Genomic DNA, 15,962 nt, shown 5'->3' with positions numbered 1-15,962 from the left:
GAAATAGCTAGCCATCTATACCTTCTAGTGCAGCAAACATTGGCTCATACAGTGGCTGCGCTAATGTAATTAATGCTGCTGATAGCGCTTTAAACGCATCTTGGTCACGCAGTACATATTGCCAAATGGCATGTTGCGAACAGGTATCGTAGACCGTATCTGAATAATAGCTGGGTCTTAACCAATCCGAGAAATCTGCTCGTTTTGGCCAATATCTACCGTTCTCACTCTCTTCAGATTTTAGGCACTTATCAAGATAACTGAGTGCATATTCTGGCAAGAGTGTAATGGGTACTTGACCTGATAGCTTGGCAAAAACTGCCCATTTTATCAGCTCAATCACAGCATCTTCATAGACAATCGGGCTGAGTTTAAATGCAATGACTTTGTCATACCTTTTGACTTGCGAATTAGGCTTATTAAAGCGCCAAATGCTCACACCATCATTTTCTGCTGCTTGTTCGGTAGTGGTGCGTCTGGCAACTTGCCAATACAAATGCGACAGCCAAAATTTGAGTAAATGCCTTGGACTGGCAGAATTGGGCAATATATTTAACCACTGCTTGGGTGATTGCTTAGCATAGGGCACGCCCGCCTGAATATGAGAGTGGCTGTTAAGCCCATTTATCGGCACTGATGTCGGTAATGATACGGCTGCTGATATAGGCACTAAGCCTTTTATCTTAATAATTTTAGGTAGCAACTTAATTAGTGACTCGTTGTCAGTGCGATTTAGTATAGCCACCAGCTCTATCTGAACGGGGTGCTCAGAGGTTGGAGTCAGCAACTGTAAACCACCTGCGCTATCTTCTTCAGCCTCATCAAAGCCATTAGCAACTAACTGCTCTTTGAACTCTAGACATTGCTGTTGCAGTTTTTGTTGTTGATTGGGCAACGTGGTTTGACGAGCCACACCTGCTGGCATGATTTTTTGATACATCAAGATTTGACTGTCTTGTTTAGACTTCCCATCACTATTCTTATTGGTGGCATTGTTGCCCAACTCATTTATCAAATGCTTTTTAATCTGATAGGTGGTCAAACTGTCTAGAAACAATGGCTCTTGATGCGCCACCGCTTCCTCGCTTTGCGCTACATGCACCTTTTGAGTACGCAAAAAAGCCTTGGCAGGATGACGCACTTGATAGGCCAATACTCCCTCAACGTCTATCTCTCCAATGCTAAATATAGTGTCAAGCAGGGTCTTGATGAGTGCTTCATTCATATCGCTACTATCACTGGCATCAGCAGTATTATCTAGCGCTAGCATCTCAATCAATGCAGAGAATATTTGATTATCTACTTGTCCCAATTGACCCAAACCTTGACCGAGAATCTGAGCAATAGATTCATATTGCCCTTTTGTAGGTAAGCCTACTAGCTGTGGATGCTCGCTAGATACTCGACCCTTCAAAGTATCAAACACAGCTTGCCAAAGCGGCGCAGGCGGGAACTGCTTTTTTTGCGCTAATTTGGTTTTGCGCATGGCTTTATTTAAGATAGCGTCTAATTCATCAGTCATACCTAAAGGACTGTTATTTTGAATATTGATATCTTCATTCTGATTGGATTTAGAAGTGTGATTTGAAATATCAGCATGTTCAATTGCAGTTTCAAACAAACTCTCATGAAAAGGCAGTGCGGGATGCTCAGTCAGCAGCCATTGCTTAATTAGTTTAGGAAAATATCGCTTGAGGCTCTCGGTAGTTTGGTCAATATTTTTAAGTGTTTCAAATACTTCAAGCGAGTTTACCTGCCATTGTATCTCACCTTGCAAAAACTGTAATAGCTCACTGACTGGGTTGGCGGGCAAGTGCTCATGAGTGTCCGTCAGGCTTTGACCGTTATAGAATATCCAACAAGCACTCCGCGCGCACAGCAGCGCATCCAAAAACGCCCCATTATCATCATCTTCACTGACTCTATCACCTCGACGGGCGTTAGTGGCTTTCATCAAATCATATCGGTTGTCACGGTCACGCCCAGGAAACTCAGAGAGGTTCATATTAAGCATTACCACCAACTCAAAGGGCACGTTTCTTAATGCACCAAATTTACCAAAAGTAATCACACCAGTAGGCTCAGCACTGACCTGCTGGCTTTCAAGCTCTGCTTCGATACTGTCTAGCATAAAGCTTAGCTTTAGCGGTAACTGCTCAACGCCTGCCAGCCTTTGTTCTACTTCTCTGTTGTCGACATCACCACTAGAATACTGTCTATAATGGCGATTGGCACGCAAACTTGATTTAAAGCCATTCATGGCGTTATAGATAGCACGCATGGTACGTGTTTGATCGACATCGCCAAAGTAACAATGAATGACTTGTGTCTCAATCTGATCGAGCCAATCTTCCGCTTTCATTTTTTGCGTATGATCATCACGGCGTGCGACTAGGCCGTTATAAATACGGCAAAGCGCCTCAACAATCATCGCATCGTTTAGGCTCACCTGTGGCAGCGGCAAGCTCATTTCCGGTAATGCAGTGCTCGGCCAATCATCCTGAGCTAAGGGATATAAGCAGTCGCTCAGGCTGGCCTCCGGCATCACTAAACCTAACGTTAGTCTATCTAGCGCTTGAGCGAAGCTAAATCGATAATCAAAGTCGTGACTGTCTAGAGTTTGTTTAAGATGTAGCTCATCAAAACCGCGGATAAAGCCAGCCTCTACCAACAAGTCACAACCACGATTCATTTGTTCATGGGTCAGCCCAAAACTTTCAAATAAGGGAGTTAACATTAGCCAATCTAAGACTTCAGCCGCTTCAAAACGGGCGCTTTGACTGCCTAACAGCTTATAAAAACCAATAATGGCTTCCCATAGCTGACGAATATCCGCATCGACAACACCAGTCACCTTAGCAGGCAGAGTTAAACCATCTTGACCTTTACCACTGACAAAAATAGAGCTGATCAGTGCATGGTGCCGCTCAACATCAGGTAGCAGAACAACAATGTCAGATATATGGCGCTTTTTCTCACCAGTTTTGATGGGTTCATTCAGCCAGCGCCCAACCATAATACGTAGGACTTCGAGCTGACGTTGTAAACTATGGCACGAATGGATGCTTAGGCTATTATCTTGCGCAGACATTGCCCAAAAGCGGTCTTTTTCAAAGCGCTTATTCTCTAACGCCTCATCCTCATACCAAGGCGTTTCTTGCTGCTCTTGATCAAAGCTCAGCTCTATTCGCTTACTTACCTCTTGCGAAACTTGTGCAGCCGTCGCTTGCTGGGTAGATTGCTCATCAAGCATCAACACATCATTCTGCAAACGTCTAAGTAAGCTTAGACTGTTTTGCGCAGTTTGAGAATTGCCGCTTACATCAGCATCATAGACGCTGTCATCAAAGCCGAATTCATCATACAAATCATCATCGCCATTTTCGCCAATACCAAAGCTATCGTGCCACTCGACAAGTGCGTCTTGGTATTGCTCATTACCTGATAAGTTGGCAAGCATGGCAAAGGTATCGCGCGATTGTTTACCCAAACGAGACAGCAGACTGTGTCCATAGTCACGCAAGAACACGCTTTCAGGATTAATAATCTGTTGGCGCTGTAACCATGATTTATCAACAATATCCGCCCAAAACAGCCTTGATGGATTGTAATGCAACAGTGTGATATCCATGTATTGCGATAAACGCTGCAAAAAGTCCAGCTCAGTCTGTGGCAACTGCTGAATGGTAAAAATACGCAGCACTTTGGGTAACTGTCTCTGCTCGCCAGCCTCATTTGACTTTAGTGCTTGCCAAAACACCTCTTCCAGTACAACACGGTGCTGATGCACATCAGCAAACAGGTGCGACCATAAGAAGCGTTGAGCAATTTCTAGCTCAACATAATGCTCCACTAACCACTCAGGCGTGCCACGCGCATACTTATCAAAGCGCAGTGACAAGGCATCTTTATCTGCAATCAGCTCATCTACATTCAGCGGCTTGTTGTGCGACCATAGCGCCAACCAATCCTCACGATGGGTCAAATAGCGGTTAAACACCCTCGCCAGATCATTTGACAGCTGCCAAATACGGGCATCTTGCTGCGACTCATCTTGTCGTACATTGTCTTGCTCAACCGCAGCTTGTGGCTCATCAATCAAAGACGCCAGCAGCGGATTAATGGGATGTTTCTCATCTTTAATAATCGACTCTTGGTAGTAAGTCAGATACCCAAACAGTCGCCACTGCATGACCGTTGGTGACAATACTGCCACCTCAGGAACATTCAAGGTTGCTGTATTAGGATCACGCTCTACTAGATATGTATTATGGCGGGTTAACACATCCTGCATAAGTGTCCACTGATACTGACCCCAAAACTTGGTACGCACCAAGGTACTAATACCAGCACGGCTAGCAATGGTTTTGTCCAACCAATCACCCAATACCATTGAGGGTACAATAACAATAAAAGGCTCAAAAACAGGCTGATTTTTGGACTGATATTGCACAAGAAGCTGATCAACAAGATTTTCGGTACGATGGGATTGTATAATGGTAAACATAGAGGATAGTCTGATTGAGGTAACAGGATAATAAAGGGATTGATGAAGGATATAGGCTCGAGATAGCACGCAAACATTCATAGTAAAACTTTGAGTGTAATAACAACGCTGGAGGCAGCGATACTTGTCAATCCATGTTTAGGAGTCGTCAATGGATGGCTTTTCTGCTAGCATGATGCCGTTAAATCAAAATGCATTGGTAAACACTCATATATATCCGCTTACAGACTCTCTTGTAAGGCGAATAGTAATTTGGCTATTAGTTTGCCATTGTTCGTTAACGTTTACTAGCATATAAACCACCGATAAAAACACACTGCGACAATAGATGTCGCTGCGTTTTACCTCAATTCTTAGCGATGAGACAATTTAATACTATGCCCTTGCGTCCCATTGATGCCATTTTCATTCACCCTAAACGACGTTTGTATGTCGTATATTACCGCGGTGAACTTTGGCAATTGCCACGTATGAAAATAGATGATCAATCTTGGCAAAATAGACAGCCATATAAGGATGACAGTCGTGGACTCTATCTAAGTATTCACCAAGCCATAAGCGATCCTATTTTGGCACAAAAACTACGAACGCTAAACCTACCTATGGCAGTACGGGGAAGTACCTTATCACGCTTCGAGACATGGTGGGAAACTCATGGCGTTGAATGGCTCAAAGACAAACTAAATGCAGGACAATCACCATTGGCAGCGCATCAAGCCGCCATAAAAATGATTGACAATCATCCCTCTTCCCCTTCAAACTATCTTTCTGGTCTAGCAGGTAGCAATAATCCCACTAATCATAAAAACTCAGCACAAGAAGCCATAGCTATTACACCAGAGATAACGGATGTTTTTTCGGATATGCTGGCGGATTTAGCAGATGAAATGCTGCATCAACCGCTCTAAACCACATTTAAACCAACAATAAGAAGATCGGTACTATATGAAAGACTACAAGCTGCTACTGGCTGGACTCATTTTACTGCTGCTGATTATTTTTATCGCCATCTTTACTTGGCTATGGACCAGCAATCGTAAAAACATGGATCCATTGCCTATTATGTCAAATGATAGTGGATCAACTGCTTCAGCGGAAGAAGATGGAGAGACGGTTGCCAAGAGCACTTTGCACATACAAGCAGAAGAAAAAATACAAGCGCCTTTAGACGCTGTGATTTCAAGTTTTCAATCTCGTTATCCCCATGTAGAAATCATGACAAGTTATGTCGCCTCTGTTGCACTTTTGACGCTATCGGATAATAAAGTAGCCGATAATGAGCCGTCTTTGTTTATTGTTGATACCGATATCATTATTGCTGATAGCAATTTATCGGCAGCGCGCTTAGCACCATTACAAGAAAAATTAAAAATAGCCCAAGATAAACAAAACCAGAGCAAAGCAAAAAATGGCATGATAGAAGATACTATCGATGCAGATAGTGATGCCGATGAAATCGCTGCTAAAGGTGATGCTGATAATACAAACACTCGAAGTCTTGTATCGTTCAGTTATGCCTTAAAAGACAAGAAAAAAGTAGACGGTGTCATCTTAACTCAAAATCCTATTGCACTTAACTTTCGAAACTTTTTACTTTCAAGTACAGGGCAAGATATATTAAGTAAACATGATTATGAAAATATTGATGGTTATCAAAATGATATGGCAAACCTGTTTAAGTCAAATGCGCCAGGCAAAAAAACATCAGGCGAGCTGACAGTAGATGTCGCTGACGCTATCAGTATTGCTAAATAAATACAAAACCCTCTACTTACTCGGTATTAATTGATTTGATAAGTGCTTTTTTCTACAATAGCACTTTATTATTCGCCTATAGCTCAACATAAACCGCCCCGACTATATCGGAGCGATGGCTTGGATAGCTGACTGATTCTAATGGAGAGTTCACATAAACACCAAGCCATCTTCAGTTTGATGTGCCTTGATGTCGACATCATAAACGTCACTCAACCGCTCACTAGTCATGACATCATTGGGCATACCCTGAGCAATTACCCTCCCACCATCTAACAACACCACTTCATCGGTATAACGATGTGCATGAGTCAAATCATGAAGCACAACGACGATACTTTTGCGTTGGTGTTGCACTAGATTATACAAATAATTAAGCAGAAAACGCTGATGACGAATATCTAGATGATTGGTCGGCTCATCGAACATCATAATAGCAGTATCTTGCATCAACGCCCGTACAATAGCCAAACGTTGCTTTTCACCACCTGATAAGGTCTGTACCCGTGCCTCTAACAGCGTGCTTAGCTCAAAATCATGTAATAAGTGTCGGGCACGACTGACATGCTCAGTATTTGGGCGCTGATACCATGCAAGATTTGGTGAAACGCCCAGTAGTGCATAATCGAGTACCGTTAGCGGTAGCTCGAAACGCTCATGTTGTCCAACCCAAGCGATATCACCATTATTCATAACCTCGTTGATAGGCTGACCGTAAATCATAATGTGACCATCAGTTTTAAGCGCGGTTCCCGTGTGCTGACCCAAAACCGTATGCAACAACGTGCTTTTACCTGCGCCATTTGGTCCAATAAAGGCGACCAGCTTTTGACTTGGCACTGTTAATTTGTCTATTTTTAATAATGTTTTATTACCATGCGAGATATGAATATCTTGCATCGATAGTAACTCACCTGCCATACTGCTATTTACATTACTTTGTCGACTTGTTGGTGATGTCTTTGATTTAGAAGTAAACATTGCATGAAACATAACTACTGTCTCCAATTAACGGCGGCTACTACGCACAAACAGCCAAATAAAGAATGGGCCACCAAGCAACGCTAAAACGATGCCAACAGGCACATCTACCGGATAAGCGACATGCCTCGCCGTGCCATCAATGACCAATAATAATATCGCTCCAAGCCAGCCAGACCAAATCATGAGCCGCATCCGCCCGCCACCAAACAGAATAGCCAGCAGATTCGGCACCATCATGCCAATAAAACCAATCACACCTGCAAGAGATACCGCAGCTCCGGTCAGTAAAGCTGACGCAATTACCACCATGCAACGAACCTTACCTACTTTTATCCCCAAAGATTTGGCGGCTGTTTCGCCGAGCATCAGCCCATCTAGCTGACGACCTAAAGGAAGCAAGATAGCCAGTCCTAGTAACATAGAAACTATCGAATAACGTAGCGGCACAAAGCCTGCTTCTGCCATACTTCCTGACAGCCAATTGGTTGCGGATCTAAGTACCATGTCGTCAGACATAAATAAAATCAGACTGACAATAGCAGCACAAAAAGCACTGATAACAAACCCCAATATCAGTAAACCCATCTGTCCCCCACCTAAGAATCGATGACAAGACAAAATAAACAAGCAAACCAACACGCTGCCCGTAAAAGCTGCTAGCGGTATACTCACGCCACCAAACCCTAACGCCAAAACTAATACTACACCAAGAGCAGCACCACCTGACGTACCAATCAAGCTAGGATCCGCTAAAGGGTTTTCAAATAAAGCCTGTAATGCTGCACCACTGACTGATAACGCCATGCCGACCAATAATGCTGTGACTACGCGTGGATAACGCAGCTGCCAGATAGTGTCATCAAGATGATTAGGACTTGACCATTCACCAAAACCAATACCAAGTGCCAACCAGATTAGCAGCACAGATATGACAGTGGCAGCAATATAATAGAAGCTATATTTATGTTTTATAGTTTGTGTAGGAATAGAAGCAGTAATCGTATTTTCCATATGGTGTATCGTTTTATCAAATATTAGAAGTCACACAATAAAAATTGGCACGTTTTTCACTACATCAGCTATTTTGCAGCAGCATTGAGCTTTTTGAGGACTTGCGGTGAGTTTAAGCCATAACGTAGAAAATCATCGGCTGACCAAAAGTGTACGCCACCATTTTTAACGGCAGCGCTTGTCGCAATCTCTGGACGTTGGCTGAATTTATTAACGCTGCCAACTACTGCTTGGTTGTGATCGGCAATGATAATCACGTCAGGCTTAGCAGCAAGCCAACCTTCGCGTGACATTGGCTTTAGTCCTGAAACGTTGGCAGCATTAATACCACCTGCACGGCGTATGAGTTCGTCGCCAACGGTTCCTTTACCGGCAACGATGCGTCCATCATAGCTGAGCAAATAGCGTTTGCCGGTTTTTGGCATTGGGCTCATCGCTTTGCTCCAATTATTAGCCAGTGTTGCTCCTTGAGATTTTTTGCCGACGTAGCTGCCAATTGTTTTAATACTATTGGCAAAGGTGCTTACCTCCTCTTTAGGAGCGACATTGATTGCTTTAACCTTCAAACCATTTAAACGCTGATAGATACTCGCAGGCTGCACCATATAACTGCCGAGCACCAAATCTGGCTTGACGGCTAAAACTGACTCAGCGGTGATATTGCGGTGCATGCCTACTGCGGGAACATTTTTTAAGGCGGGACTGGTGTTAGTAGCATCCTTACCAACCAGTTTATTGGTTGCGCCTAGTGCGATGACGACGTCTGCGACGTCTGGACTCAGGGCAACAATACGCTCATAAGCCTGCGCCGATAATGTCGGTACGGCAGAGGCACTAACCATGACAGCAGTAGTGATGATACGACTTGAAAGACGGGTATGGCTCATTGGCAATTTTTTAAACATTAGATTTTTTGCAGAATTTCTTGAAGCGTTTTTTAACGATAGAGAGAACATAAATACTCCTTTTTTACTAGCTTTGGCGATGGCAAAATTGTAGCGGACAAAACAGATTTGACAACTCACACTTCACTGGCATTAGTCATCAGTGAAGTGTGAATTGTCAACAATCCTTAACCTCGCTAAACTTACGCAAGTTCTGATTCAGCGCTCATCTCTTTTGAGCCTACATTTTGCGCTGTTATTGGTTGTGAATACTCTGCGACAACGTTTGCCATAATATCTTGCCATGCTTCAAGTTCAGGTGTTCCTTCTATACGCTGACCAAATACGCTAAATATACTAGACCCCTTATCATCAAAACCCTCAATACAAGTCACAATACCGTCTTTGGTTGGGCGCTTAACACACCACACTTGCGCTAACGCCTTATCTTTTAGGTGTAAGGTAAAGTCGTTGTGGTCTTTGTCCAAAATATTGAACCAATCACCCATACGCTTGAGGGTTTTTACGGTGCCTGTTTGGATTTGCACCATGCCGCTATTGCCGACAAAAATCATAATCGGACACTCAACATTACGGGCTTGTTCGAATACAGCTTCAACAGCAGAAATATCAAGCTGCTGGGTCATCTGCTCAGGTGCTTGCTGGTAGCTACTGGCGCGGTCAATATCCAGTTTTTTCAATAACCCATGAAACTGATGCATATCAGTCATATCTTGCCAGCCTTGTTGTAGCTGTTGACGAGCATCTTCTGTTAGCGCTTTATACGCCCATTCGTTTAGTGGCGTTTGCGCTTCTAATACCAGCTCATCAACCTCTACTGATTGCAACTGCTCTGCAATCATCGCTTGCCAGCTGGCAATACTTTCAGCACTCAGATCACGCAGATATACCTTATCAATCGCAGCACCTTGCCCATCATAAAACTGGATACTATAAGACGGTTTGTCAAGACGACTGGTATCAGTGACCGCCAGCATATGCTGCCATTGCCACATAAAAAACCGCAAGTCTAGACCGCCAACATTGAGCGCTAAACCCATCTTTTCGCCAAGCTTAAGATTGTGATACGCTGCCGTTTTTTCATGTACAGCCAGCTCATTACGGACAATGCTTTCAACCTCACCAAACTTCTCAAACTGCTTTAACACGGCAGGACACTGACGACCTATATACTGACTATAAGGCGATGCGAGCATCAGCTCAAACTCGCTTATGCCAAGAGCCGCCGCGCCTTCTGTAGGAAATAGCATCGGTGTTTTTTCTTTTAATGCTTGATACTGCTGCCACAGATCATTATTTTTTTCAGTTAGCGATAACGGGTGACTCATAGCACTCTCCATAAAATAGTCAGTAATAAATAAGCCAATCATTTTGGCCTTATCAGTTTGAAATATGAATGTATTAAAAATTCAGCAAGAAGCTGTTTACTCATAATATCTTTTTCATAATCGTCTTTTATTGTTTCTATTAGACGACCTTGAACAGAAACGATTATGGCAAATTTCTTTCACTTTGTAAATAGAAATAATTATCATTTGCATATTGATAATTATTATATTTTAAAATATGATATCTAAGCTTTGTTGCTATCAATTATTAGATTAGTAACAAAACCTTGAAGAATTGAATCAAAGAAACTTTTCTGTAAAGCATGGTTGACAGAAAAAATCTCCAGTAACTATATTTTCTTTTTTTACGATGGCTGTCCTATTTATGTCGACTTTAGCATCCAAACTCTCTTTAACTCATACGAGATTGCACACCCATCCCTCACTGCTGCGTCGCAGTCCATTAGCCATGAGTGTGGCATTGGCATTGTTTACATTGGTGCCAGTTTCAGTCCAAGCAGCTCCGCTTCTAGCAGAGACTAATAGTGATATGACCGAAGATGCAGGTATTCCGAGCATACGTCTAGACCCTATCGTGGTTACCGCTACCCGCTCAGACCGTACACTAAGTGATGCGCCAGTAACTGTACAGGTGCTCGATAGAAAAAAACTAGATGATAATCATGCACATACTCTTAAAGACGCTTTAGCACTATTACCCAATGTTTATTTGCGCCAAGTGCATGGCAAGACGGGTTATGAAGTCAGTATGCAAGGGTTCACAGGTGATCAAGTATTGGTATTGATTGATGGCTTGCCTATTACTGCCAGTACTGGCTCAACCGTAAATCTCAATCAATATATGAACATGAATATTGAGCAAATTGAAATCGTCCAAGGGGCGGCATCTGCTCAGTTTGGTAGTGCAGCAATGGGTGGCGTGATTAATATCATCACTAAGCCTATTGGAACCACCAAAGCGTACATCACCACAGAGGTGGCGACTAATGGTAAGCAAAATCCATCAGGTCGCGATTTTGATGCCAATAAACGCTACATTGAAGCAGGAATTGAAGGGGCGCTGGATGAAGGGCAACGTCTACATGCACGACTATCAGGTTCCTATTTAGACCATGCAGGCTTAAGCTTAGACCAAAACGCGTGGCCACGACTAAAAGATGCCAGTGAACAATCACAAGTGAGCGCGCGTTTAAGCTACACGCCTGATGGTTTGAACAGTACAAATGCAACAGATAACAAGCTTTTGAGCAACTCAAAGTATTGGCTAGAGGCAAGTCATTATAAAGAAGACGATGTCAGCCGCTTTAATTATTATGTCGCGCCGCGTTATCTAGCACAACAAAGAGATGAAAATATCACCAAGCAGCGCTTTAGCGTCGGTGCCCATACCAATATCGCACCGTATAGTAATGATCGCAGCAAAACTTATAAACTTTCAGCACAGGCACTATATGAAGATTACCAAAGTGATTCTGATACTAAAACTGAGCAAATCAGCACCAGCACGCGTGACACGTCTATAACTACTGCACTTGCACAAGCTCAGCTTGATTTTCCAGCATGGGTCTTATCCGACAAGCACACACATCTATTGCAAGTGGGCGGACAAGTTCAGCAAGATAAGTTGAGCCAAACTAAAAATCAGGTGAGTGAGCTGATTAAAGATGATGTCAGTCGTGATGTCGGGGAAGTGTATCTACAAGACGATTGGCTTATTGGTGATAACTGGGAAGTGTTGAGCGGTGTTCGTTATCAGAATGATGAAGACTTTGGTGATCATATCGCACCTAAAGTTTCGGTCAAATACAACCACTTAGATGCCAAGGGTCGCGACCATATTTTTCGTAGTAGCATCGGTGGCGGTTACCGTGTACCCAATCTAAAAGAGCGCTACTACGTCTTTGACCATAGCAACTTAGGCTACAAGGTAATGGGCAATCCTGACTTACAACCTGAAACCTCAACCAGCTATCAGCTTGGTTATCAAGGTCAGCTTAGTGATAAGGTCAATCTGCACATCAACGGCTTTTATAACGAGATTGAAGACCTGATTCAAACCGATGAAGCCAACGCGACTTATGAAGGCAATATTGCTATTTATAAATACAGGAATGTCGATAGCGCAACAACCTATGGTGGAGATATTGGCGTTGATTGGCAGATTGATGATAACGCCAAGCTGCAAGCCAACTATGCCTACATCCACACCCATAATGACGTCACCGATACCGAGCTGACTTATCAGCCTAGTCATAAGGTCATGCTAGCGCTTGATTATCGTATTAATGACAAATTGCAGCTGATACCACGTCTGAACTATGAATCCAAGCAGCTCATCACCACTAGCGACCAAGCCTACTCACCATCATGGTGGACGCTTGATAGCAAGCTTAATTATGACGCGACCGCAAACTTAAGCTTATATGCGGCTATTAATAATATCTTTGATGTTCAGCGCGATACCACAGATATCAGTGATTATAGCCCTATTGATAACCGCGAATGGTTATTGGGCGCAAGCTATCATTGGTAAGCCTTTGATTCAAAATAATTGTAAAACAATGGTACTTACAGTGCTTTTTTTGACCTTTTATATAAAACGACAACCATCAAGGAAGCTGATATGATCCCAATTACACCAACAGTTAATACTAAGCCGAAAGCATTGGCATTATTTTTTAGCGGTAGCATTTTAGCCCTCGGCATGACCGGTTGCGGTGGTGGCGATAGCGATACCAGTAATAGCGGTACAGGTGGCAATACACCTCCTGTTAGCACCATCAGTTTCACCGAAACCGCCACTTGGGAGCTCACCAATTTAGCAGCTGGTACCGCTACCTGCTATGACTTTGATGCCAAAGCCGAAAGCGCTTGTGATGATAATAAATGGGATATCAAGTTTGATAACCAAGCACGTTCAGTCAAGCTTTGGTCAAATAGTGGTGATTCAGGGGCAGGTAAAGGTGGCGTCTTTGGTCTCCTAGATTGGGCAGACTTAGGCCGTTATACCAATGCAACCCAAGATCCTGATTCCAAGACCGACATCACCTCGCATTACAATGCAGACCGTAGTGGTGGTATCTTTGACGAGCAGCCTTGGTTTGAATATAACTTACAAGGAAATCATCAACTATATCCAAACAACCGTGTCTACAAGATTACGACCAATAATAGTGATGCTGCTGTTGAAAGTAGTATTCTACAGCCTATCTACGCCATGCAAATTATCAATTATTATAATAATACGGGCGCATCTGGTTATCCAACGCTACGCTGGATTGATACTGCCCTACCAAACCAAGTACATGAAAAACAGATCAACGCCTCCAGTAATGACGAGTGGGTCTATTTTGATTTAAAAGCTGGAGAAACCACCACTAAAGATGGCACCTGGCATGTCGGCTTTAAGCGTAACAGTGTTATCTTAAACGGTGGGGATTCTGCTACTGGCGTTAATAAAGGAAAGGTTGGTGGCTTCTTGTCAAAAACACCAATAGGATATTACGATGATAAAGGCGAGCCAATCGTTAGTAAATTTATAACTGATAATAATGCTGCCACATTAACGGATCTAACCAACACCACAGCCTATACCAATCCTATGAATGCCAGAAGTTGGATTATTGATAGCAAAGGCTCAGACCTTAACCCAGCCTATACCGGTGTTTTCCCGAACTTAGACTATGGTTGGTATACGTATAATGGAATGACCCATCAGCTTAATGCAAAGCCTATTGATAATGCCCAAGGCGCTCTATTACGATCAGCGGAAGGTAACAGCTATGCCCGCGTACGTTTAGAAAAAATCAACTATCCCGATAGTACAGCAACAGCCGCAACCTCGTGGGTATTTAAATTTGATATACAACCAGCCTCTTAGTTGTCTGTTATCAGAATTCATTTTGGCGAAATTTAACTTATAGATATCGTATTATTGACAGAAAATAAATATAGCCAATCCTAAATAAAAAGAGTACCGCCATTACAGCGTGCTACTGGTATAAATTTTTCGCAGCCTCTGGCAGCAACGGCACAGCAAGCAAGAAAAATTTGTGCCAGTCCCTCGTTATAATGCTGTGTATCAGTTTTATTTGGTATCGACTATATATCAATTCTACTGAACACAAAAATCTTAAAAAAATAACTTTGAGCAAAAAATCTTATGTAGAGTGATTGCTCAAAGCTATATTAATGAAAAATAGTAAGTAATTTTTTCAGTGAATTCGCTTTATGTATTCATCAACTCTACAGGCTCAGTTTAATTATTTAATTTCACCAAACAATCTGAATTAATATCGGCAATAGATTTTGCGCCAGTCAGCGTCATCGCTACGCGTATTTCTTTATCTAGCAGTTCTAGCAAATTGCTTACCCCTGCACCGCCATCCGCTGCTAACGCATAGACAAAGGCGCGCCCTAGCATGCAAATATCAGCGCCCAAAGCCAACATACGCACAATATCTAAGCCATTGCGTATGCCAGAGTCTGCTAAGATTTTAATCTCTCCTTTCACCGCATCGGCAATAGGAGGTAGAGCACGCGCGCTTGATAAAACACCATCTAACTGTCGTCCACCATGATTAGACACGACTATGCCATCTGCCCCAAAACGCACCGCGTCTTTGGCATCTTCTGGGTCCAAAATACCTTTGATGACCATAGGCCCATCCCAGTATTCACGAATCCAATCCAAATCTTTCCAAGAAATAGAAGGATCAAAATTATTGCCAAGCCAGCCTATATAATCTTCCAATCCTGTTGGCTTGCCTAAATAAGTAGAGATATTGCCCAAATCATGCGGACGTCCATTTAGCCCTACATCCCACGCCCATTGCGGATGCATTGCAGACTGTAAATAACGGCGCATAGCTGCATTCTTACCACTCATACCAGAGTGCATATCTCGATATCGTGCGCCTGGTACCGGCATATCTACCGTAAAAACTAAGGTCGAACACCCAGCAGCTTTTGCACGCTCCAAGGCATTTTTCATAAAGCCTCGGTCCTTTAATACATAAAGCTGAAACCACATTGGACGATGGATTTTAGGCGCCACTTCTTCAATCGGACAAACCGAAACCGTCGACATGGTAAACGGAATGCCTTTTTGATCGGCTGCCATAGCGGCTTGTACCTCCCCGCGACGTGCATACATACCTGTCAGACCCACGGGTGACAACGCGACAGGCATAGACAGGGTTTCATTAAATAACTGCGTCTCGAGACTGAGCTGTGACATATCATTCAGCACACGTTGCCTGAGGGCAATTTGTGATAAATCTTCAACATTACGTTTTAAGGTATATTCCTCATAAGCACCGCCATCTATATAATGAAATAAAAATGGTGGCAGTCGGCGCTTGGCAGCAGCTCTATAGTCGTTTGGAGATGAAATAATCATACGGTTACCCTTTTTGTTCTGTTAGATATCTGTGTGATATTTTTGAATGT

10 protein-coding genes are annotated in these 15,962 nt (G+C 43.0%); 4 read left to right on the top strand and 6 right to left on the bottom strand.

All coding sequences use genetic code 11. The features are described from left to right. Positions 1-7 precede the first annotated feature (7 nt). On the bottom strand, positions 8-4,507 hold the full coding sequence (locus tag AC0J5Y_RS06410) for an exodeoxyribonuclease V subunit gamma (protein WP_475129918.1): 4,500 nt from the start codon (positions 4,505-4,507) through the stop codon (positions 8-10). Positions 4,508-4,884: 377 nt separating this feature from the next. Between AC0J5Y_RS06410 and AC0J5Y_RS06405 the strand changes: the two genes are divergently transcribed. Continuing rightward, positions 4,885-5,415 carry a hypothetical protein gene (locus AC0J5Y_RS06405; RefSeq protein WP_475129917.1) on the top strand — a complete coding sequence of 177 codons (531 nt, stop codon included), beginning with the start codon at positions 4,885-4,887 and terminating at the stop codon, positions 5,413-5,415. A 37-nt stretch (positions 5,416-5,452) separates the two neighbouring features. Continuing rightward, complete coding sequence (locus tag AC0J5Y_RS06400; RefSeq protein ID WP_475129916.1) at positions 5,453-6,262, top strand: hypothetical protein; 810 nt, start codon at positions 5,453-5,455, stop codon at positions 6,260-6,262. Between the two features lie 150 nt (positions 6,263-6,412). Here AC0J5Y_RS06400 and AC0J5Y_RS06395 read toward each other — a convergent pair whose 3' ends face one another. The 4 genes from AC0J5Y_RS06395 to AC0J5Y_RS06380 all read right to left on the bottom strand — a co-directional run bounded on the left by AC0J5Y_RS06395 (position 6,413) and on the right by AC0J5Y_RS06380 (position 10,490). Beyond that, positions 6,413-7,255, bottom strand: coding sequence for an ABC transporter ATP-binding protein (locus tag AC0J5Y_RS06395; RefSeq protein WP_475129915.1), 843 nt, complete (start codon positions 7,253-7,255; stop codon positions 6,413-6,415). A 15-nt stretch (positions 7,256-7,270) separates the two neighbouring features. Continuing rightward, positions 7,271-8,257: a FecCD family ABC transporter permease gene (locus AC0J5Y_RS06390; protein ID WP_475129914.1), complete on the bottom strand. Its 987-nt coding sequence runs from the start codon at positions 8,255-8,257 to the stop codon at positions 7,271-7,273. A 68-nt stretch (positions 8,258-8,325) separates the two neighbouring features. After that, positions 8,326-9,213: a heme/hemin ABC transporter substrate-binding protein gene (locus tag AC0J5Y_RS06385; protein ID WP_475129913.1), complete on the bottom strand. Its 888-nt coding sequence runs from the start codon at positions 9,211-9,213 to the stop codon at positions 8,326-8,328. Positions 9,214-9,344: 131 nt separating this feature from the next. Further along, positions 9,345-10,490 carry a ChuX/HutX family heme-like substrate-binding protein gene (locus AC0J5Y_RS06380; RefSeq protein WP_475129912.1) on the bottom strand — a complete coding sequence of 382 codons (1,146 nt, stop codon included), beginning with the start codon at positions 10,488-10,490 and terminating at the stop codon, positions 9,345-9,347. Positions 10,491-10,875: 385 nt separating this feature from the next. On the opposite strand from AC0J5Y_RS06380, the gene AC0J5Y_RS06375 reads away from it, so the two are divergent. After that, the gene (locus AC0J5Y_RS06375) at positions 10,876-13,044 is read left to right on the top strand and encodes a TonB-dependent receptor plug domain-containing protein (protein ID WP_475129911.1); all 2,169 of its coding nucleotides are present in this window, start codon (positions 10,876-10,878) and stop codon (positions 13,042-13,044) included. A 90-nt stretch (positions 13,045-13,134) separates the two neighbouring features. Next, positions 13,135-14,391, top strand: a complete 1,257-nt coding sequence (locus AC0J5Y_RS06370) for an HmuY family protein (RefSeq protein WP_475129910.1) — start codon at positions 13,135-13,137, stop codon at positions 14,389-14,391. A gap of 378 nt (positions 14,392-14,769) precedes the next feature. Here the strand turns inward: AC0J5Y_RS06370 and lldD are convergent, their stop codons facing one another. Then, a complete protein-coding gene (gene lldD / locus AC0J5Y_RS06365) occupies positions 14,770-15,912 on the bottom strand; it encodes an FMN-dependent L-lactate dehydrogenase LldD (RefSeq protein WP_475129909.1) in 1,143 nt (380 codons plus the stop codon). Between the last annotated feature and the right edge of the window lie 50 nt (positions 15,913-15,962).

The organism is Psychrobacter sp. TS_SC_6 (assembly GCF_056156305.1).
This window is presented reverse-complemented; position numbering and strand designations above follow the sequence as displayed.